Consider the following 20,162-nt stretch of genomic DNA (forward strand, 5'->3'; position numbering starts at 1 on the left):
TCCATATATTTCTGGGAGGAAACCACATTGAAACATCATCTGTTTGCCGCGACCGCACTGGCGGGCCTGCTTCTGGCCGTTCCCGCTCTCGCTCAGGAAACCCGGACGATTGCCGTCTCGGTTCCCGCAGCCACCCATGGCTGGACCGGCGGCGTCGTCTATCATGCCCAGAAGGCCGCTGAAGAAATCCAGGCTGCCTTCCCCAACATCCAGGTCGTCGTCAAGACTTCGCCTTCGGCTGCGGCCCAGGTCAGCGCGCTCGAGGACCTGACCGCTACCGGCGATCTCGATGCACTTGTCATCCTGCCATTCTCCTCCGACGAACTGACTGGTCCGGTTCAGGCAGTTGCGGATAGAGGTACGTTCATCACCGTCGTCGACCGTGGCCTGACCGATCCTGAAATTCAGGATCTCTATGTCGCCGGCGATAATATCGCAGTGGGTTCGACCACGGCCAAGTTCCTGGTCGATGCTCTCGGCGGCAAGGGTGACGTGGTGGTGCTGCGCGGCATTCCCACCGTCATCGACGACGAGCGTATCCAGGGCTTCCAGGAAGGTCTGGAAGGCAGCGACATCAAGATCCTCGACATCCAGTATGCCAACTGGAACAGCGACGAGGCCTTCAGCCTGATGCAGGACTATCTGGCCAAGTATCCGCATATCGACGCGGTCTGGGCCAATGACGACGACATGCTGCTCGGCGTGCTCGAAGCCATCCAGCAGTCCGGCCGTACCGAGATCAAATATGCGCTCGGCGGCAATGGCATGAAGGAAATCATCGAGAAGGTGATGGCGGGCGACCCCATGACCCCGATCGAGACGCCTTATCCGCCGTCCATGATCAAGACGGCCATCTACATGACCGCCGCTCAGTTCAATGGGCAGGCCCCGGTCCGCGGTAACGTCAAGCTCGACGCACCGCTGATCACCAAGGACAATGCGGAAGAGTATTACTTCCCAGATTCCCCGTTCTGATTGCACAATGGACCGCGCCCCGGCGCGGTCCAACCCTCATCTGTCGTTTGGAGACCCGAAAATGCCTGGCAAAAAAATCCTCATGCTGTGCGGTGAGTTCACCGAGGAATACGAAATCTACGTCTATCAGCAGGCCATGGAAGCGGTGGGCCACACGGTCCACGTCGTCTGCCCGGACAAGAAGGCGGGCGATCTGATCGCCACCTCGCTGCACGATTTCGAAGGTCACCAGACCTATACCGAAAAGATGGGCCACTACGCCCTGATCAACAAAACCTTCAGCGAAGTGCGCCTGGAAGAGTATGACGCGGTTTACGCCGCCGGCGGCCGCGGCCCCGAATATATCCGCACCGACAAGCGCGTGCAGGCCATGGTCCGTCACTTCCACGAGACCAAAAAGCCCATCTTCACCATCTGCCACGGCGTACAGATCCTCGTCGCCGTCGATGGCGTGGTGCGCGGCAAGAAGGTCGCGGCACTTGGCGCCTGCGAGCCGGAAGTGACCCTGGCCGGCGGCACCTATATCGACCTCTCGCCCACCGATGCCTATGTCGACGGTACCATGGTCTCGGCCAAGGGCTGGACGGCGCTGGCCGCCTTCATTCGCGAATGCCTTAAGGTGCTGGGCACCGAAATCCGCCACAGCGGCGACGTCAACGAAAAAGCTGCTTGATCGAGCAGAGCAACATTGTGAAAGCGGCCGGCTCTAAGTGGAGCCGGCCGCTTGCGTTTGGGCTTTCACGCTTGGCTGCAGGGTCTAACCCTCGCGACGCTGTTGGGAGCCGAGCAGGACCAAAACATCGGACATGGCGCCATCGATGAGGCGGGCCATGGCGATCATGGCGCCGGAGGCATCGCGAAGCGTGATCTTGTCGAGCAGGCTGGCATAGTCGCCGGCCCGGTCACGCGCCATGCTGTGCCGACCCGCGGCTGTGGCGAGGGCGACGCTCCAGCTGACGACCACCTGTATGGAGGGCCAGGTGGCGGCGAGGATTTCGTTATCGCTGCCCTGCAGCATCAGTTCGTGGAAGCGCACCACCCCCTCGCCCCAGGCGCTGTCGTCGGGCGTGCCTTCGGTGATGGCCAGCACGGCCTCGGCAAGTGCCGCGCGTAGCGCAGCCGTGGAGCGGGTGGCGGTCAGGGCTGCGGCGCTGGGTTCGACGACCTTGCGGAACTCGAAGGCCTCGCGCAATACGTGCTCGTCGAGGCCGCCTTCGAACAGCCAGGCCAAGACATCGGGGTCGAGCAGGCGCCAGGACGCACGCGGGGCCACGCGGGTGCCCGCACGCGGCGCGGCAGTGATCAGCCCCTTGGCCGCAAGGGTTCGCATGGCTTCACGATATGAGCCGCGTGACACCGAAAGGTCCTCACCGTCGCCTTGCTCCGGATCGAGCAAGGTGCCCGGCGGGTATTTGCCAGCGACGATATCGCGTCCGATGCTATGGGCAAGGGTGCCGTGCCGTCTGGTGCGCGAGGTCAGGTGTGGGGTTTCGATGCGGTGAAGGCCATGGAAATTGCCCATGAGCATGGGCAATTGCACCAACTCGTCCACGGCAATGGCTTCGATGTCTCGGCCGCCGCCCATATGCTCGAAACTGCCGGGAATGCGCGAGCGGATATATTGGACGATTGACTGGGCCGCGGCAGTGACGCTGTCGACAAAGCCGACGAAATGCAGTGCACCATGGTTGATGCCCGCCCATAGCGACAGGGTCACATCCCGGCCGGCGCGGGCGAGACCTGAGTAAAGAGCCAGCGTATCGTCGAGCAGCGGGTCGCATTCGGCGCCGATGCAGAGGGTCGGCGGGAAGTCGGCGAGATCCAGCGCCAGCGGGGTGAGGCTGTCGCGCTCTTCGACCGACAGATGCGGGGCGTAGAGGTTCCAGGCCCAGGACATCTGCTTTCTCGACAGCCCGAAGCGTCCATCGCCGAACAAGATGTGCGACGACAGGTTCATGCGCGGCGAATAGGCACCGTAAATGGAAATGAAACCTGCAATCCGCGCCCGCAGGGCAGGGTCGAGACGCAAAAGGGCCAGGCTCATGATCTGCGCGCCGGCGCTGTCACCGGCGGTGAATACGGGCAGGCCGGTGTCTGCGAGCAACTCTTCGATGACCCCTGCCACCTGTTCTATCGCATAGGGTGCCGGCCTCTCGGGGGCGAGGGCATAGTCCACCGATATCACCCTGATGCCGCAATGCTGGGCCAGCCAGCGGCAGATATGGTCGTGGGTTTCCACATTGCCCATCAACCAGGCGCCACCATGGGCAAAGACCATGATGGCCCCAACCGAAGCCGGCTCGTAGACGCGAACGGCGACCCGCGCTTTGGCACTGCCGGCTTCCCGGTCTTCGGTCCGCATTGCGGGCCGGGCCGAAGCTGGAACGATGAGCGCAGCATACTCATCGAACCAGGCGCGATAGTCCGGCACGCTCATCACGGTGTCGTCAATGACATGCGTGACCGCCAGGTTGACTCGGTCCAGTGCCGCGGCGAGGTCGTTGGTCACCCGGGCGTCGGTGCCGCCCAGGCTGGTCCTGCTGATTAATAGTGCCATGGCAGGCCCGGTCCCCCTTCTAACGCCGCGCGAATCGGCGCTTGCGCTGTACCTGGTCAAAGGCCACCGCGACCACCAGGATGACCCCGATGAAGATGTTCTGGTAGAGCGGATTGACGTTGACCACAGCCAGGCCGTTGTTGAGCACGGCAAACAGAAGCGTGCCAAGCGCCGTTCCGATAATAGAACCGGTGCCGCCGAAGAGGCTGGTACCGCCGATGATGATGGCGGTGATCACCTGGAAGGTGAGGGCCGAACCGCCAGCTGCCGGCGAGGCTGTACTGGTGCGCGCCATGAACATGATGCCAGCCAGAGCCGCGGTGGCGCCCGAAAGCGCATAAAGCTGCAGATCGAGCAGTTTCACCCGCACGCCATTGGCCGATGCGGCCAGCCGGTTGCCGCCGGTAATCCGGGTTTCGTAGCCGAACACGGTGTGTTCCAGCAGGACGTGGAACACGATGCCGAAGATGACGGCATAGTAGACGAGGAAGGGAATGCCGAAGAGGCGACCTTGGCCCAGCACGTTGAAAGCGTCCGGAAAGCCGAAGAGATTGGTGCCGCCCGTATAGACGGTGATGGCGCCGCCAATGGCAAAGAACGACCCCAAGGTGGCGATCAGCGGCGGCACTTCGAACCGGGTAATCACCAGCGCATTGATGGCGCCGGCAAGCGCCCCCGCTCCGACCCCGAGCAGCAGAGCCAGCGGCCAGGGGAGCCCGGCCAGCATCAGCCCGCCGGCAACAATGCCCCCGAGCGGAAAGACGGCGCCCGCGGAAAAGTCGAGCCCGCCGCCGACCAGAACCAGGGTGGCGCCACAGGCAACGATGAAATAGAGCGCGCCCGAGCGGAAAATCTCGATGATATTGCCCTGGCTCAGGAACACCGGGTTGAGAATCTGAAAGATGATGGCGATGAGGATGATGACGGCAAAGAGGCCGCCATTCTGCATCAGCCCGGTGAGACGGCCACGCGCAGTGGTTTCCGAATCCAGCGAAGCGGTCGCTGCGACAGCGTCGGCATTACTTGCCATCGGAAGCTCCGGTGATGAGAGAAATGACTTCATTTCGATCGGTCTGGCTGATGCTGCGCACACCAGCCACGCGGCCAAGACGCATGACCTGCACGCGGTCGGCCACATCGAACACAAAGCCCATGTCATGGCTGATGCAGATGACGGCGCAGCCCCGGTCCCGCAGCGAGCGAATGAGATTGGCGGCGTGGGCGGTTTCCCTGACGCCGAGAGCTGCCGTGGGCTCATCGAGCAAGATGACATTGGCGCCGGTACGCATGGCGCGCGCGATGGCAACGATCTGGCGTTGTCCGCCCGACAGCATGCCGATCGGCGTGCGAACCGACTTTACGGTGACCTTGAGCTCGTTGAGGAAAGAACGCGTCTCGCGCTCCATGCGGCCGCGGTCGACGAACCAGCCGCGACGCGGCAATTGGCCGATATACATATTGGTGGCAACATCCAGAACCTCGACCAGAGCGAGGTCCTGGAACACGGTGGCGATACCGGCCTGGCGGGCATCGGCGGGCGAACGAAACTGGCGGGCTTCACCATTGACCACGATGGTTCCGGTATCGGGACGGTGCACGCCGCTGATGGTCTTGATCAGCGTCGACTTGCCGGCGCCATTGTCGCCGACCACCGCCAGGATTTCGCCCGGGGCCACTTCGAGGTCGACATCGGTCAGGGCCTGGACCTGACCGAAGGATTTGGAAATACCCGAGAGCGAAAGGCCCCCGGCATTGCTGCCGGTGGCCTGATGGTGGGGGACCGCTTCAGCGATCACTGTTCTGCCTCGAGGTTTTCGGAGGTGACGAAGGTGATGCCGGTGTCGATGTTCTTCGGCACGCTCTCGCCCTTGGACAGCTTGACGATGGCATCGACGGCACCTGAGGCCATGCCGCAGAAATTCTGCTTGCTGGTGCCGTAGATCGTGCCTTCCTTGATGCCGGCCACGACTTCGGGGGTGATGTCGTTGACCACGGCGACGACCTTGCCAACCAGGTCCTTTTCCTTGATGGCCGTGGTGATGCCGGAGACGATATTGCCTTCCCAGGACAGCACGACATTGGCTTCCGGATGGGCGGTCAGAGCGCGGGAAACCACGTCGACGGTCTGGGCCGGATCGCCCTGGTCATAGGCCTCGACCACCAGCTTGACGTTCGGATAGGCCTCGGCGCCCTTGAGGAAGCCGTCCACGAAAACGCGGTGCACGCCGGTGGGCTGATTGCCCACGATGATGACGTTCTGCTCGCCCTCGCGCTTGGCCAGGTTCTCGGCGACCAGTGCACCCTGATTGGCGTAGTCGGTGCCCAGTTGCACATCCTGGGTAGAGGTGGTGTCGCCCGTGTTCAGGGTGACCACCCACATGCCCTTTTCCTTGGCTTCCTTCATCAGCGGCTCATACATCGGCCCGTCGATCGGCACGACGATCAGGGCATTCGAGCCGGTGGCGATATATTGCGAGATGCGGTCGAGCACGAACTGGTTGTCGACCTGCAGGCCGGTCGGGCCCGAAGTTTGCCCCTTGATGCCGGCAGCGGCAATGGCGTCGTTGAAGCATTTGTCCGCCTCGGCCCAGACCGGATAGGCGGGCAGCGGATTGGCAAAGCCAATGCTCAGCTGATCCTGCGCCAAGCTCGTGCCGCACAGGCATGCGGATGCAATCAGGGCGGACAGCGCCCAGCGACCAAATTTCATGATTTCCTCCCTTGGCGAAACCGCCGGGAGCAAACTAATTACAATTTTTTGACACGCGCAAGCCAAAAAAGCAGACTAATTAGCCGATGAGTGCCGATGTGATCTCCAACGGTGTCAAATTAGTTGGACTAATTGACCGTAGGCGACGTCTCAGTGCGTGGCGTGTGGTGCAAAAACAAAAAAGGGGCACCCGAAGGCGCCCCTTGGTCCTCGTTGGGAAGGACTTACTGGCTGCCGCCCCAGGCCTGGGGGTAGTTCGGCATGTCTTCGCAGCCGCACATGGCATAGTGCAGGGGCGGCATTTTTTCGTTGATGTATTGGTCCAGCACGTCCTGGGTGATCACCGGCTGGGGCAGGACCCATTCCGGACCGGGGACCTGTTCGCCCTTGAGCGTGTTCACAGCAGCGATGATGGCCGTGCGCCACTGATAGGTCGGGTAGGTCGGGGCGACGCCCTTGAAGCCGACATCGCGCCACTTCTGCAGGTAATCCTGCTGGTCTTCGCCGGTGACCACCGGGACATCGAAGCCCTGGTCTTCGAAAGCCTCGACAGCGGCAACGGCGGTGGCGCCGGCATCCATCCACACCGCGTCGATGGCGCCGCGCTGCAGATAGTCTTCCACGATCGATTTGGTCTTGGCGTTGTCGCCGCCGGTGAACTCTTCGCCCAGAATGGTGAGGCCGGCTTCCTTGAACATGTTGCGGGCGCCCGAAGCGCGGGTTTCCAGCACGTCGACGCCGGGCGAGATGCGCAGCATCAACACCTTGCCGCCCGAGGCGACATTGGCGATGACGTGATCGGCTGCCTGGATGCCGAAGCCGTAGCCGCCCACCGGATGCACGAAGGTCACCGGGCAATTGGTGGTGACACCGCGGTCGAAGACGATAACAGGCAGGCCGGACGCACAGGCCTTTTCGACCGCGGGAGTCAGCGCTGCAGTGGAGTTCGGCGAGACGATCAGCACATCGCAATTGCCGCCCGCCAAGAGATCGTCGATATCGGCGATCTGCTTGTCGTCGGAACCTTCGGCGTCGACATGGGTGAAGGTGCCGATCTCGGGATGCAGCTTCACTTCCTCGGTCATGTCGGTATAGCCGACCACGCGCCAGGGATTGTTGACCCCGGCATTGGAGAAGCAGACGGTCCAGGGCGCATCCTTCTTGAAGCCGGAGGTGTCGACCATCGCCTCGCCCGCATATTGCAGGTAGGGCTTGTCGGCCGGGCCGTTGAAGGCGCCCGTCAGCTGTTCGCGCTGCTTGGCGAACTCGGCCGGGTCATCGAAATTCGGCGCCTGGGCAAAGCTGGCGCCGGTCAGCATGCCCAGAACGGCAGCTGCCAGGATGGTTTTCTTCACGGTATCCTCCCTCGTGAGATTGTCAGACCTTGTTGTGACGGGCAGCCCGGGGGCCGCGCGCCTGCGCTCATCGGCCGCCGCGTCGCCGCTGATAGGTGGCGAAAGCCACGGCACCGATGAGAATGAGTCCCTGCACCACCAACCGGACCGGCTGCGCCAGTCCCAGGAGGTTGAGCAGGGTGAAGATGGCTTCGAGCGCCAGGGCGCCAGCGATGGTGGCGGGCACCGAGCCGCGCCCACCGAGCAATTGTGCGCCCCCGATCACCGCGGCCGTGATGGCCTGCAATTCGAAACCCGAGCCGATATTGACCGAAACGCCGGCCCGGCCGCCGAGGATCACACCCGCCAAAACTGCGGTGAGCGAAGAGACGACGAAGGCGGAGATGCGAATGCGTTCCACCGGAACGCCGGCAAGGCGCGCCGCCTGCTGGTTGTCGCCCACCGCATGCAGCAGGCGCCCGAAATTGGTGCGATGTAGGCCCCACCACAGGATGGCGCCGAAGACCACGAGGCAGATGACAGCGATGGGCAGGATGCTGATAACCGGCAGGTCGGCAATGTTGTAGCGGCCGAAGAAGCGGAAGGTGTCGGGCAGATAGCCCCGCGGTGCGCCGCCGGACCACATGAAGGCAACGCCATTGAGCGAGATCATCATGCCCAGCGTCGCGATCAGCGAGGGCACTTTCAAATAGCTGACCACCAGGCCGTTGATGACCCCGATCACCACGCCAATGCCCAGCATCAGCGGAATGATCCAATAGGTGGAATTGGGATCGTTGCTGGCGAGCATGGAGGAGCCGATGACAGTCAGCGTCATGGTCGAGCCGACGCTGAGATCAAAGCCACCCGAGATGATGACATAGAGCGCGCCACCCGAGAGAATGGCGAGCGCAGCCACGCGCTTGAGATAATTCATGTAACCGGTGGGCTCGCCAAAGGCCGGGTTCATCACCACGATGGCCAGGATAAGCACCACGACGAGTATGTAGACCGGGTTGATCTGCGGCAGGCGACGGCGCGGCTCGGCGCCCTGGGAAAGAACGTCCTGGGTCATGCCACCGGCCTCCTTGAACGGGCGGCATAGAAGGCAACGGCCACCACGATGATGATGCCGCGCAGCACCTGTTTGACGAAGGCATCGACACCGAGGACGTTGAAGATGGAGTCGATCAGCGAGAAGATGATGACGCCGGCCATGGTGCCCCAGATGCCGCCGCGTCCACCGGCCAGCACGGTGCCGCCGATGACGACGACAGCGATGGATTCGAGGTCGTAAACCCCCTCTGCACCGATCCAGGGTGCGCCGGAGCGCAGGCGCGAGGCCAGGTAGATGCCGGCAATCGCGGCGCAGAGCGAGCACAGCACATGGGCGCCGATGACGACGCGCGCCGTGTTGATGCCGGCCAGGCGGGCGGCGTCCTGATTGCCGCCCACGGCATAGATATTGGAACCGAAGCGGGTGAAGCGCAGTACGAACCAGGCGAGGCCGGCGAGCACGAACATGAAGATAAGCGAATAGGGCACGATCCCCACCGCGCCATAGGCGAAGATCTGGAACTCGGCGGGCACATTGCCGGCGAAATTGTTGTAGTAATAGGAGAGCACGCCCTGGATGATCAGCGACATGCCGAGCGTCGCGATCAGCGGATTGACCTCGAGCTTGCTGATGACCAGCCCGTTGATGAGCCCCACAATCGCCCCCAGCGCCAGAACTGCTGATATGGCCGGGAACATCATGGCCGGATCGCCATTCATCACCACTGATGTCACCACGGCCGACGCCGAGATCAGGCTGGCGACGGAGAGGTCGATGGAGGCAACGAGAATGGCAAAAGTCTGCCCGATCGCGGTAATGCCCAGGGTGATCGAGCGTCCGAGGATGGCCACGAGATTGTCGAGCGTCAGGAACCGGGTCTGTCCCAGGGCGACGATCAGCACAATATAGAGCAGGCTCGCGGCCACCAGCAGAATGGCCGAGGCGTGGCGGTCGAAGCGCAGGCGGCGTGGCCTGCTGGAAGACTGGCTGATCTCGCTCATGCCGCAACCCCTTGGGCCTGGCCGGTGGCGGCCAGCATCAACTCGGCCTCGGTGGCGGTGCGGTCAAAGGTGCCGGCGATGCGGCCTTCACGCATGACCACAATGCGATCCGAGGCGCCCAGAATTTCGGGCAGGTCGGACGACACCATCATGATGGCCGTGCCGGCTCGCGCCATATCGCGCATCAGGTGATAGATGCTGGCCTTGGCGTCGACATCGATGCCGCGCGTCGGCTCGATGAAGATCAGCACCTTGGGCTTGAGCGCCAGCCAGCGGGCCACAAGCGCCTTTTGTTGGTTGCCGCCGGAGAGAAAGCGCATTTCCTGCTCATAGGAAGGCGCGCGCACCTTCATGCTGTCGAGCAGCGCATCCATACCCTTAAGATCGGTGAAGCGATTGGCATCGCGTCTGCCCAGCAGTGCAGCAAAGCTGCGGGCGCTGAGCATGGCGTTGTCGCGCACCGATTGCATCAGCACCAGCGCCTCGCCCTTGCGGTCGCCGGGCAACAGACCGATCCCGGCGCGTATGGCGTCGCGCGGCGAGCCGAAGCGCACCTCTTGGCCGTGGAGGCTGATGCTGCCGGTGGTGAGCGGGTTGGCTCCGAACAGCGCCATGGCCAGGGCACTGCGCCCGGCGCCTTGCAGGCCGGCAAAGCCGACGATTTCGCCTGCGCGCAACTGCAGGTCGATGTTGTGCAGCGCAGAATTGCCGCCATTGCTGACGCTGAGCACAGTCTCGCCAATGTCCGCTGCGGCAGCTGGTTCCGGATAATAGGCGGCGATGTCGCGGCCTACCATGGCGCGTACGATGGCGTCGGGAGTGGGCATGTGGTCGAAACTGGCCGCGACGGTGCCGTCCTTGATGACGGTGACGCGGTCAGCCAGTCGCGTCACTTCGCGCATGCGGTGGGTGATGTAGATGACGGCCGTGCCGGAGGCGCGCAGCCGCTCGACCAGAGCGAACAGCACTTCGCATTCCGCCTCATTCAAGGCGGCGGTTGGCTCGTCCATGACGATGACCTTGGCATTGAGCGAAAGCGCCTTGGCGATCTCGACCATCTGCTGGCTGGCGACGTCGAGATCGGCCACCAGCGTATCAGGGGTAATGCCATGACGAATGCCGAAAAGGCCAAGCACACGGCGCGTCTCTGCATCCATTGCCCGCGCATCGATCAGCCCGTGACGCCGGGGCTCACGCCCCAAAAACAGGTTCTGCGCCACCGTGCGTTCGCGCAGCAGCGAGAACTCCTGATAGATAACCGATATGCCCGCCTCGAGTGCGGCCAATGGATGGCGGAACTGTTGCGGCTGGCCCTCGATCAGCACCTCACCCGCATCAGGTCGATAGACGCCCGACAGGATCTTGATCAGCGTCGACTTGCCGGCGCCGTTTTCCCCGCAGAGCGCATGGACCTCGCCGCGACGACAGGTGAACGAGACCCCGCTCAATGCCTTGACGGCGGGGAAGGATTTGGAGATGCCGCGCATCTCGATAACGGGCGCCTCGCTCATGCTGTGCGCTCCGCGCCAGCTTCATCCCAGGTGCGGCGGATATAGGCCGCGCTTTCGGAAAACAGGGTTTCGTAATCGGGGAACAGGGGGCGCCAGACGCGGGTGGCCGCGGCAATCGCGGGCAGGCCAGCTCCAAAGGCCTCCAGCGTAACCCAGCCATCATAGCCGGAGCGGCGCACCGCTCCGAGGATGGCGGGAAAATCGATATGGCCACGCCCGGGAATGCCGCGATCATTTTCCGACACATGCACGATGCCCACATGCGGCGCCACGGTCTCATAGGCCTGGACCTGGTCGCGGTCTTCGATATTGGCGTGGAAGGTGTCGTACATGATCCGGCAGGCCGGGTGATCAACGCGGCGCGCATAGTCGCGGCATTGCTTGGTGGTGTTGAGAAAATAGGTCTCGAAACGGTTGAGGTGTTCGAGGCTGAGATAGATGCCATTGGCCTGTGCCCGCTCGGCAAGGGCGCGGTGAGCCTCGGCACCAAAGGCGAGCTCGTTCTCGGTCGGACCGGCACCGGTGAAATGGCCGATCGGGGCATGGATGGGCCCGCCGACGCTCTGCGCCCCGAGGGCGATGGCGCAATCGAGCGCCCAGTCGAGATGGTGGCGGCCCCGTTCACGCGTCTCCGCATCGTTCGAAATCGGGCTGACATCGGGGCTGGGGATAATGGAGGTCGTGCAACGCTCGAGCCCCATGGCGTCGAGCGCGCGTCCAAGCCAGGCATAGTGATCCGGATCGCCTGACAGCACCGGCACTTCCACGCCGTCATAGCCTTCCGCCTTGATCTTTTCGATCATCGGCAGATGCGCTTCCGTCACCAGATCGGTCAAGCACAGCAGATTGATGCCGAGCTTCATGCTTCCCCCTCGCGCCTGTCGTCATTGCCAGTGCGTGCAACATCATGGGTTGCATATCGCTTTGGCAAAAAACGAACGTCGCCTTGTGCGGCGTTGCGCTCATGTCCTCCAATAGCCATCACCCATGGCGCAGCTTGATCTGCCGCATTTTCGGGTGTCTGGCGGTTCCAAACCCACCTTGCGGTTGGCTGCGGAACATGTGCATCATGGCGCAAGCAAAATGGCGATGCGTTCGAAAACGCACACTGGTAAAAATTATACGGGGGAGATCAGGCATGAATGCAGAGGCGAAGGCGCGAGCCCTGTTGCGGCCGGCGGTGTTCACCGAGCCGGGTGCGCTCATGTATGCGGGCAATTGTTCGGATCTGTATGAGGCCTCGCTGGCTGGCAAGGTGGTGCTCAGCGCCTGGACGCGGCGCAAATATCCCGGACGGCCCCTGGGTGATGCACTGCCGCAGGTGCTTTCCGTCGGCGGCTGGGACGCGGCGCGCATGCAGGACTGGGGCCTCAAGGAGCACTGCAATGAGGGGGTCAAGATCGCCTATATGGCGCGCGGCAGCATGATCCTCAAAATCGACGGCCAGCGCCACGAGGTCAGCGAAGGCCAGATGTTCGTGGTCCGCCCCTGGCAATTGCACCAGTTCGGCGATCCGCATGTCGGTGCCAGCCAGATCGTTTGGGTGTTGTTCGACGTCGGCGTGCGCCGCCCGCACGAAAACTGGCTGTGGCCCGACTGGATGGCCTGGTCGGAGCGCGACATCGACCGGCTCACCACGCTGCTGTCGCGCAACGAGCAGCATGTATTGACGGCCAGCCGCGAGGTCGCGCGCACCTTCCACGACATCGCCCAGATTGTTGCCGGCAACGATGTGGTGGGCAGCGAAACCCGGATGCGGCTCTCGATCTCGACACTGTTGTTGCAGTTCATGGAACAGCTGGAAAGCCAGTCGCCCCAGCTCGATGCCGATCTCGCCAGCTCCAAGCGTACGGTACAGATATTCCTCGATCGCCTGTCGCATGCCTTGGACGAGGATTGGACACTGGAAAACATGGCGGCTGAATGCAGCCTGTCACGCACCCAGTTTTCCCAGCATTGCCAGGCGATCACCAATATGACGCCGGTGCGCTATCTGCAGATGATCCGCCTCGAAGCGGCCAAGCGCTGGCTGAGCGAACGCGCCAATGTCTCGGTGACCGAAATTGCTTTGGAGGCGGGCTTCACGTCCAGCCAGTATTTCGCCACCTGCTACAAGCGCCGCTTCGGCCTGACGCCGCAGGAGAGCCGGCGCTGAAGTCATCGCCCGCCTAGCGCCAAGGCACCAGGCGGGCGATGGCGTTTGCTAGGCCAGAGCCAGGATCAGGCATTCATGGCCAGGCAGGGTGGCCACTTCGCCGGTGCGGAACGCTGCCCCGACCAGGCCTCACCCGCGGGCAGATTGGCAACGCTGCGTGCTTCGTGCGAGAGATTGAGCACGAAGAGCAGCTGGCGCCCATCGGCCTCGCGCAAGGTCACTTCGATATCTGCGGGCTTGTCGGCCAGCAAAGGCGTTACACCGGCCCTTTCGAATTCGCCCGCGATGAGCGTGTCGATGAGGGCAGGAGTGAGATAGGTGCCGGCATAGACGATGCGGCCCTTGCCAACCGTGCGGCAGGTGATCGCTGCCTGGCCTTCCAGGAAGCGATTGGACCAGCTGGCGATCACCTCGGTGCCGTCGTTGACATTGAGCAGTTCGTACATGTGAGCGGCGGCAACGTCCTGGTTGCCGACCTTCAGCGCGTATGTCCGCTGCGCCGACTCCGCGGGAAAACGCTGGCGCACCGCATTGGCACCGTAGCGACCACCGAGTTCGAACAGGCCGTCGCCATCGGGCGGAGCCAGCCGCCCGAATTCTTCCACCGTCACCCCGGCAAGCGTGGCAAGCGACCGGCCCGGTGCGGCATCACGAATAATGTGATTGTTCTCGTCTCGCGTGCCGGTGCGCGCGGTAAGGATCACCGTGCCACCGCCCTCGGCAAAGGCGCGGATGCGATCGGTCCAATCATGCTTCCAGATCAGCCAATGGGGCACATGCAGCACCTTGAGGCGGCTCAGGTCATCTTCAGGGTGATAGGTCAGCCAGCGCGGCGGCGTCGCGGTGGGCGTGCACATGATCGTCTTGATGCCATGTTTGGCCAGCACCGTGATGGCACGATCGAAAAGATCGAAGTCGAAGCTGTTCTCGCGCGGCTCGAAGATGTGCCAGGCAAACTCGCCAAGGCGGACATTGTTGAAGCCGGCGGCAGCTATACGCTCGACATCGCGCTCCCAATAGCTTTCATCCACATGCTCTGGATAATGCGGGGCGCCCAGCAGGAAGGTGTCGATATTGATCGGACGCCATACAGAAAGAGGCGCAGCCAGGGTCTTTTTGGTCGCGAATAGTCTCCAGTCAAATCGTCAGGCCTTGGGCAGGCTGATGGTGCGGCGGTCGGCGCCGGCGAAGAGGTGGCCGACGCTGGATCGAAGCCGAGGTGAACGGCATCGCCGGCAGCAATCGCGGCAATGTCGGGAAGCTGGACGGTGATGTTGCTGGTGCCGGTGTCCGAGCCCACGCAAACACGCGGGGAGGCATCGGCGTAAAGGATGCTCTCGCGTCCAAGATGCTCGACCAGTCGCACGGTCGCGGCGAAACGCCCCTGAGGTCCCACTTCGACGTCTTCCGGCCGCAGGCCCACGGTCACCGTTTCACCCGGTGACACGCTGGCGCCGGGCCGCAGGGCTATGGAAAAGCTTCCTGCACCCGGATTTGTCAGCACGGCTGCGCCGGCTTCCAGCCGTTCTACTTTGGCCTCGAAGAAATTCATCCGCGGCGCACCAAGGAAGCCGGCGACGAAAAAATTGTCCGGGTTGCGATAGAGGTCGAGCGGCGAGCCGACCTGCTCGATCTGCCCCTGGTTGAGCACCACGATGCGGCTGGCCATGGTCATGGCCTCCACCTGGTCATGGGTGACATAAACCATGGTGGCGCCGAGCTGGGCATGCAGAGTGGAGAGCTCCACCCGCATCTGCGTGCGCAGCGCCGCATCGAGATTGGAAAGCGGTTCGTCGAAGAGAAACACTTCCGGCGAGCGGGTGATGGCCCGACCGATGGCAACGCGCTGGCGCTGGCCGCCGGAAAGCTGCTTTGGCAGCTTGTCGAGCTGATCGGTCAGCCGCAGGATTTTGGCGGCGCGCTGCACGCCGGCCTCGATCTCCGCCTTCGGACGGCGTGCCATGCGCAGGCCAAAGCCCATATTTTCGGCGACCGTCATATGCGGATAGAGCGCATAGGACTGCAAAACCATGGCAATGCCACGGTCACCCGGGTCGGCGTGGGTCACGTCCCGGCCATTGATGATCATCTGTCCGCCGTCGATCGACTCGAGACCGGCGATGGATTTGAGGAGGGTGGACTTGCCGCAACCGGAGGGCCCGACCATGACGATAACCTCGCCGGGTTCCACGGTCAGGTTGATGCCGCGCAAAGCATGGTAGGCGCCATAGCGCTTTTCGATGTTGCGGAGTTCGAGACTGGACATGATTGCTCGCTTTCTCGCCTTAGCCCTTCACCGCGCCCATGGTGAGGCCGGCGATGAAGTGACGTTGCATGAGGAAGAACATGATGACCGGCGGTACCGCGACGATAACCGTGGCTGCCGAAATGGTGTTCCAGGCGGACACATACTGCCCGCGCAGATTGGCCAGGTCCGCCGTCACCGGCTTGACGCTGTCGCTGATGGTCAGCACCACCGCCCAGAAATAGTCGTTCCAGATGCAGGTGAAGAGCAGGATGGCCAAGGCCGCCAGTGCGGGCCGGACCAGGGGCAGCACCACATGCATCAGGATCTGTGCCGGTGAGGCGCCTTCCGCACGTGCCGCATCAAAGAGTTCCTTGGGCAGCGCCGCGATGAAGTTGCGCATGAACAGGGTGGCGAACCCGGTCTGAAACGCGGTGTGGAAGATGATCAGCGCCCAGGTGGTGTCGTAGAGCCCCAGCTTCACCATCAGGTCGCGCACCGGGATCATCATGATCTGCGCCGGCAGGAAGTTACCGCCGATGAAGATGGCGAAAAGCACCATGCTGCCGCGGAAGGTGAATTTCGACAGCACAAACCCGGCAAGGGTCGAGAGCGCCAGCACGAATACCACGGATGGTACGGTGATCAGCAGGGAGTTGACGAAGAACCGCGCCATCGGTGTCTGGGTGAACACGCCGACATAATTGTCGACGAGGCCGAATGCCGTGGGCCAACCCCACAGATTGCCGGTGGCGATATCGCTGGCGGCACGCACCGAGGTCAGCATGATGGCAAACAGGGGCGCCAGCCAAAGCAGCAGGATGGCAACCACCAGCGTCATATAGGCGGCGCGCAGGCCACGTGCGGTCTTGGGAATGGGACGTGGATACATCATGCGCTCCGATCTTCGGCCTGCATGATCCGGCCCAGATACCACAGGATGAACACCAGCATGATGGCGAACAGAACCGTGGCGATGGCCGCGCCATAACCGAAGCGATAGGAAAAGATGGATTGCTCGTACATCTGGTAGGCGAGCACCTGCGACGAGCCGAACGGGCCGCCCGGCGAACCGCCCTCTCCAGTCGTCAGGGAGGGAAAGGGATCAAGCGCCGAAGATGCGTTTGCGCGTATCTTCCAGCCGGGTCAGGATCTGCTCGCGGCGATCGGGACGCGCCATGAACTCCTGGAACCCATTGAGGCCGGCCTGCGCCATGTCCGGATCGGTGTCACGGTCGTAATACTGGGCCGTGCCGGTGACGGTCTTGAGACTTTCCACCGCTGCGTTGACGAGCGGATCGTCGCTGGGCGGCATGTCGTTGCGCGGCGGCACATTGCCGGCCGGAGCCAGGAAGGCGTGCAGGTTTTCCGGCTCGTAGAAGAAGGCCAGGAACTGGCGCGCCAGTTCTTTGTTCTTGGCATTGGCCGGGATATGCACGGAGTCGGTGGAAAAATCCTCGAAGCGCGGAATATCGGCAATCTTGGGGAAGGGCACGAAGGTCAGGTGCGGCAGGTCCGCTTCGGGAATGACGTATTTGATGAAGTTGCCGAGATTCATCATGCCGGCTTTGCGCTGGCTGAGCAGCGCGCCCGCTTCCTGCCAGCCAAAGGAGGTATGGTTCTCGGTGAAGACGCCCGCCTTGATCAGCTCTTCCCAGTGGTTGAAAACCGGCTGCAGCATGGGGTCGAGATAGCTCAGATGGCCATCCATGAGCGCGATATGGTTGTCGAGCCCGTTGATGCGCAGGTTGAGCACGTCGAAGAAGCCTGCGCAGGGCCAGAGTTCCTTGCTGCCGAAGGCCATCGGCGACATGCCTGCTGACTTGGCGGCTTCCGAATAGGTCAGCAACTCGTCCCAGGTGGTGGGCGCGACGAGTCCTTTTTCCTCGAAGACGTTCTTGATATAGAAATTGCCCCAGAGCGTGCCGGCAAGCGGCAGGCCATAGACTTTTCCGCCCACAGTGGTGGCGCTCAGCGTACCGCCAAGAACGGAACCATAGTCTTCCTGGTTGATCAGGTCGGTAATATCTTCGAACAGGCCGCGCTCGACGAAGGCCTTGAACCGGCGCCTGATCCTGAACCTGCTGCGAGAGCGCGGGGCTCTCAGTCGCGCCGAAATCGCCGCGGCGGTAGGGTTGAGCGGAGCGACCGTGACTTTCGCGGTGGGCGATCTCATCGAGGAGGGCCTGCTGGTCGAAGGGCAGCCCAGCAAGGGCGCCACCGGTCGCCGACCGATCCCGGTCGAGATCAACTATTCCGGCCTGCTTGCGGTGGGCCTCAAGGTCATGGTCGGTAGCGTGGAATGCGTCCTGACCGACCTCTCGACCACCCCGCTCCTGACCCGGACCTTTTCTCTTCCCGACCAGGCGCCGGAGGTCTGGGCGCCAGCCGTGATGCGGCTGACGCCTTTGCTTGCCTACCGATCACGCCGGTTTGCGATAGCTCGCCAAAAGGAAATAGACGGCGATCGCAAGCACGGCAATCACGCTCGCTGCAACACTCAGTAAGGTGACGTGAGCGCCGCTGAAGGCCGCCTTCCCTGCAGCAATCAGGGCCGCCGCCTGTTCGGCAGGGAGTTGGCTCGCCACCAGATAGGTATCGCCGATCGAGCGGCTCGCCTGCTGCGCCAAGTGCTGCGTCAGGTCCGGTGGCACCTGCAATGCCTGGCTGAAGACGCTCGCCATGAACACGCCGAAAAGCGTGATGCCGAGGCCGGTGCCAAGTTCGTAGCCCGTGCCTTCCAGCGCCCCTGCGGCACTGCCCTTTTCGGGCTCAACCGAGCCCATGATGGCAATGGACGACGCGGTCAGGCCGATGCTGAGCGTCAGGCCGACAACAGCCAGAGCGAGCGGAACCAACAGGCCTGGGTCATGAAAATCCGCCCTGCCGAGAAATGCCAGCGCCGCTGCCCCAACCAACAGTGAAGCGGTGGCCACCAGGCGCAGGCCGAACATGTTGGAGAGGAAGCCCGCGATCGGCCCCCCGATACCCGCGGCGACCATGATCGGGATCATGAACAGGCCGGCATCGAGCGGCGTCTTGCCGATGACATATTGCAGTTCCTGAGCCAGGGTCAGTTCCACACCGGCAAGGGCGCCGGTGGCCACCAGGGCCATGACCATGCCGGCGACGATTGCCGGATGGGAGAACAGGGAGAGATCGAGCATCGGATTGTCCGAACGAAGCTGCTTTCTGGCGAAGAGCCAGAGCATGGCTAGGCCGAACGCCACGATCGGCAGCAGGATGACCATAGGCTGGCTACCGCTAAAACCTGCTTTCACGGCATAGACGAGCGAGATCATTCCGGCGATGAGCAGCAGAGCCTGGCCAAGCGCCCACTTCCCGCTCGATGTCGGCTCATGGCGCGACAGGAGCATGTAGCATGTGGGGGCGACCAGCAGCATGACCGGGACATTGATGAGGAAGACCGAGCCCCACCAGAAGTGCTCGAGGAGGCCGCCACCGACCAACGGGCCTACGGCGGCTCCTGCCGAGCCGACCGTGCCCCACATGCCCAATGCGATTGCGCGCTCGCTATCATCCTCGAAGGTGCGCCTGATGGTCCCCAGTACACAGGGCACGATCATGGAGCCGCCGAGCGCCAGCAGCACACGCGCCGCGATCAGCATCGAAGCGCTTTGTGAAAATGCAGCGATAACCGAGGCCGTGCCAAAGATGGTGAGACCGGTCAGCAACACCTTGCGGTTGCCGATCCGATCGGCGAGCGTTCCCATCGGAACCAGCAGGCCCGCCATCAGCAGCGGATAAATGTCGATGATCCAGAGCATTTCCGTGCTGGATGCGCCCAATGACTGTGTCAGAGTGGGCACGGCAACATGAAGGACGGTCATATCGATGACGACCGGAAGAAACGCCAACATGACAGCGATGAGGACCAGCCAGCGCTTGGGGTCGCGGTAATGGGCAGACATTGAATCACCAGATTGAAAAACCAGAGCGCTCCATATAAATACATACGTATGGAATGCAATCGTGCCGAACGACGCTCTCAAGGGAAAAATGCATGGGCAGAAAACCGACAATCAGCCGGGACGGCCTGCTGACGATTGCCGAGGAAATCGTCAATGCCGACGGGCCTCAAACGCTGACGATCGACGCTCTGGCCAAGGCAGCGGGCATCTCCAAGGGTGGGGTTCAGTACGCCTTCGCCTCGAAGGATGATCTGATCCGGGCGCTTGTCGATCGGTGGACCACGCAATTTGACGCACTGATTCCAGACGTTCAGACGGTCGGGCCGATCGGGTTCGTACGCGCCTACATTGCCGCAATGCGCTCTTCGCAGGCTGTCATTGGCGCAAAGATGGCGGGCCTGATGATCGCTTACATGCAGAACCCCAAGAACCGCTTGTCCACGGTGCAATGGTATAGTGCGATCCTCGAAAAGATGGGGGACACGCAGGAGGCCCGAACCGCCAAGGCGGCTTTCCTCGCGGTCGAGGGCCTCTTTGCCTTGCGCATCTGGGGCGTCGAAAGCAATCTGGACTGGCAGTCTCAGCTGGATGACATCGAAGCCATTTTCCTCGACCACACGTTCGGCAAGGACCAGCAATCGCCCCAGCCAGATCGATGATCGGCGGGGCATACGATCGTCCCCGC

At 62.6% G+C, this 20,162-nt stretch carries 19 protein-coding genes and 2 pseudogenes; 5 read left to right on the top strand and 16 right to left on the bottom strand.

Going from position 1 to position 20,162, the window contains the following annotated elements; genetic code table 11:
- Positions 1-27 precede the first annotated feature (27 nt).
- Positions 28-975, top strand: coding sequence for a substrate-binding domain-containing protein (locus BGO80_RS13230; protein ID WP_223214081.1), 948 nt, complete (start codon positions 28-30; stop codon positions 973-975).
- Positions 976-1,036: 61 nt separating this feature from the next.
- Entirely contained in the window at positions 1,037-1,648 is a 612-nt protein-coding gene (locus BGO80_RS13235) for a DJ-1/PfpI family protein (protein ID WP_286721845.1), read from the top strand.
- Positions 1,649-1,732: 84 nt separating this feature from the next.
- Here BGO80_RS13235 and BGO80_RS13240 read toward each other — a convergent pair whose 3' ends face one another.
- The 9 genes from BGO80_RS13240 to BGO80_RS13280 all read right to left on the bottom strand — a co-directional run bounded on the left by BGO80_RS13240 (position 1,733) and on the right by BGO80_RS13280 (position 12,008).
- A complete protein-coding gene (locus tag BGO80_RS13240; protein WP_286721846.1) occupies positions 1,733-3,532 on the bottom strand; it encodes an alpha/beta hydrolase fold domain-containing protein in 1,800 nt (599 codons plus the stop codon).
- 19 nt (positions 3,533-3,551) lie between these two features.
- Positions 3,552-4,562 (bottom strand): ABC transporter permease, encoded by a 1,011-nt coding sequence (locus BGO80_RS13245; protein WP_286721847.1) that lies wholly within the window; start codon positions 4,560-4,562, stop codon positions 3,552-3,554.
- Entirely contained in the window at positions 4,552-5,328 is a 777-nt protein-coding gene (locus tag BGO80_RS13250; RefSeq protein WP_286721848.1) for an ATP-binding cassette domain-containing protein, read from the bottom strand. Before BGO80_RS13250 ends, BGO80_RS13245 begins: the two co-directional genes overlap by 11 nt.
- Positions 5,325-6,242 carry a sugar ABC transporter substrate-binding protein gene (locus BGO80_RS13255; protein ID WP_126149098.1) on the bottom strand — a complete coding sequence of 306 codons (918 nt, stop codon included), beginning with the start codon at positions 6,240-6,242 and terminating at the stop codon, positions 5,325-5,327. Before BGO80_RS13255 ends, BGO80_RS13250 begins: the two co-directional genes overlap by 4 nt.
- Before the next feature lie 224 nt (positions 6,243-6,466).
- Entirely contained in the window at positions 6,467-7,597 is a 1,131-nt protein-coding gene (locus tag BGO80_RS13260) for a substrate-binding domain-containing protein (protein ID WP_286721849.1), read from the bottom strand.
- Between the two features lie 67 nt (positions 7,598-7,664).
- Positions 7,665-8,651, bottom strand: coding sequence for an ABC transporter permease (locus BGO80_RS13265; protein WP_126149099.1), 987 nt, complete (start codon positions 8,649-8,651; stop codon positions 7,665-7,667).
- Positions 8,648-9,634 carry an ABC transporter permease gene (locus BGO80_RS13270; RefSeq protein ID WP_286721850.1) on the bottom strand — a complete coding sequence of 329 codons (987 nt, stop codon included), beginning with the start codon at positions 9,632-9,634 and terminating at the stop codon, positions 8,648-8,650. The genes BGO80_RS13265 and BGO80_RS13270 overlap by 4 nt, the downstream gene beginning before the upstream one ends.
- Positions 9,631-11,145, bottom strand: a complete 1,515-nt coding sequence (locus tag BGO80_RS13275; RefSeq protein ID WP_286721851.1) for a sugar ABC transporter ATP-binding protein — start codon at positions 11,143-11,145, stop codon at positions 9,631-9,633. The genes BGO80_RS13270 and BGO80_RS13275 overlap by 4 nt, the downstream gene beginning before the upstream one ends.
- A complete protein-coding gene (locus BGO80_RS13280) occupies positions 11,142-12,008 on the bottom strand; it encodes a sugar phosphate isomerase/epimerase family protein (RefSeq protein ID WP_286721852.1) in 867 nt (288 codons plus the stop codon). The genes BGO80_RS13275 and BGO80_RS13280 overlap by 4 nt, the downstream gene beginning before the upstream one ends.
- A gap of 275 nt (positions 12,009-12,283) precedes the next feature.
- Here BGO80_RS13280 and BGO80_RS13285 point away from each other — a divergent pair, with 275 nt between their 5' ends.
- A complete protein-coding gene (locus tag BGO80_RS13285; RefSeq protein ID WP_286721853.1) occupies positions 12,284-13,300 on the top strand; it encodes an AraC family transcriptional regulator in 1,017 nt (338 codons plus the stop codon).
- A 65-nt stretch (positions 13,301-13,365) separates the two neighbouring features.
- Here BGO80_RS13285 and BGO80_RS13290 read toward each other — a convergent pair whose 3' ends face one another.
- The 6 genes and pseudogenes from BGO80_RS13290 to BGO80_RS13310 all read right to left on the bottom strand — a co-directional run bounded on the left by BGO80_RS13290 (position 13,366) and on the right by BGO80_RS13310 (position 17,664).
- Positions 13,366-14,085, bottom strand: a complete 720-nt coding sequence (locus tag BGO80_RS13290; protein ID WP_502686571.1) for a beta-galactosidase trimerization domain-containing protein — start codon at positions 14,083-14,085, stop codon at positions 13,366-13,368.
- Positions 14,086-14,106: 21 nt separating this feature from the next.
- A pseudogene (locus tag BGO80_RS19465) lies at positions 14,107-14,409 on the bottom strand (beta-galactosidase); the annotation flags it as partial.
- On the bottom strand, positions 14,292-15,566 hold the full coding sequence (locus BGO80_RS13295) for an ABC transporter ATP-binding protein (protein ID WP_286721855.1): 1,275 nt from the start codon (positions 15,564-15,566) through the stop codon (positions 14,292-14,294). The gene BGO80_RS13295 and the pseudogene BGO80_RS19465, both read right to left, overlap by 118 nt.
- Before the next feature lie 19 nt (positions 15,567-15,585).
- Positions 15,586-16,437, bottom strand: coding sequence for a carbohydrate ABC transporter permease (locus BGO80_RS13300; RefSeq protein WP_286723038.1), 852 nt, complete (start codon positions 16,435-16,437; stop codon positions 15,586-15,588).
- Positions 16,437-16,610, bottom strand: a pseudogene (locus BGO80_RS13305) (sugar ABC transporter permease); the annotation flags it as partial. The gene BGO80_RS13300 and the pseudogene BGO80_RS13305, both read right to left, overlap by 1 nt.
- A gap of 40 nt (positions 16,611-16,650) precedes the next feature.
- Positions 16,651-17,664 carry an ABC transporter substrate-binding protein gene (locus tag BGO80_RS13310; RefSeq protein ID WP_502686572.1) on the bottom strand — a complete coding sequence of 338 codons (1,014 nt, stop codon included), beginning with the start codon at positions 17,662-17,664 and terminating at the stop codon, positions 16,651-16,653.
- Positions 17,665-17,695: 31 nt separating this feature from the next.
- On the opposite strand from BGO80_RS13310, the gene BGO80_RS19470 reads away from it, so the two are divergent.
- Positions 17,696-18,052 (top strand): hypothetical protein, encoded by a 357-nt coding sequence (locus tag BGO80_RS19470; RefSeq protein ID WP_502686575.1) that lies wholly within the window; start codon positions 17,696-17,698, stop codon positions 18,050-18,052.
- Here the strand turns inward: BGO80_RS19470 and BGO80_RS13320 are convergent.
- Complete coding sequence (locus tag BGO80_RS13320; protein ID WP_286721857.1) at positions 17,969-19,588, bottom strand: MFS transporter; 1,620 nt, start codon at positions 19,586-19,588, stop codon at positions 17,969-17,971. The genes BGO80_RS19470 and BGO80_RS13320 overlap by 84 nt on opposite strands.
- Between BGO80_RS13320 and BGO80_RS13325 the strand changes: the two genes are divergently transcribed.
- The gene (locus tag BGO80_RS13325; RefSeq protein ID WP_126149105.1) at positions 19,570-20,136 is read left to right on the top strand and encodes a TetR/AcrR family transcriptional regulator; all 567 of its coding nucleotides are present in this window, start codon (positions 19,570-19,572) and stop codon (positions 20,134-20,136) included. The genes BGO80_RS13320 and BGO80_RS13325 overlap by 19 nt on opposite strands.
- Positions 20,137-20,162: the final 26 nt, after the last annotated feature.

It is taken from the genome of Devosia sp. 63-57 (assembly GCF_001899045.1).
Taxonomy (GTDB): Bacteria; Pseudomonadota; Alphaproteobacteria; order Rhizobiales; family Devosiaceae; genus Devosia; species Devosia equisanguinis.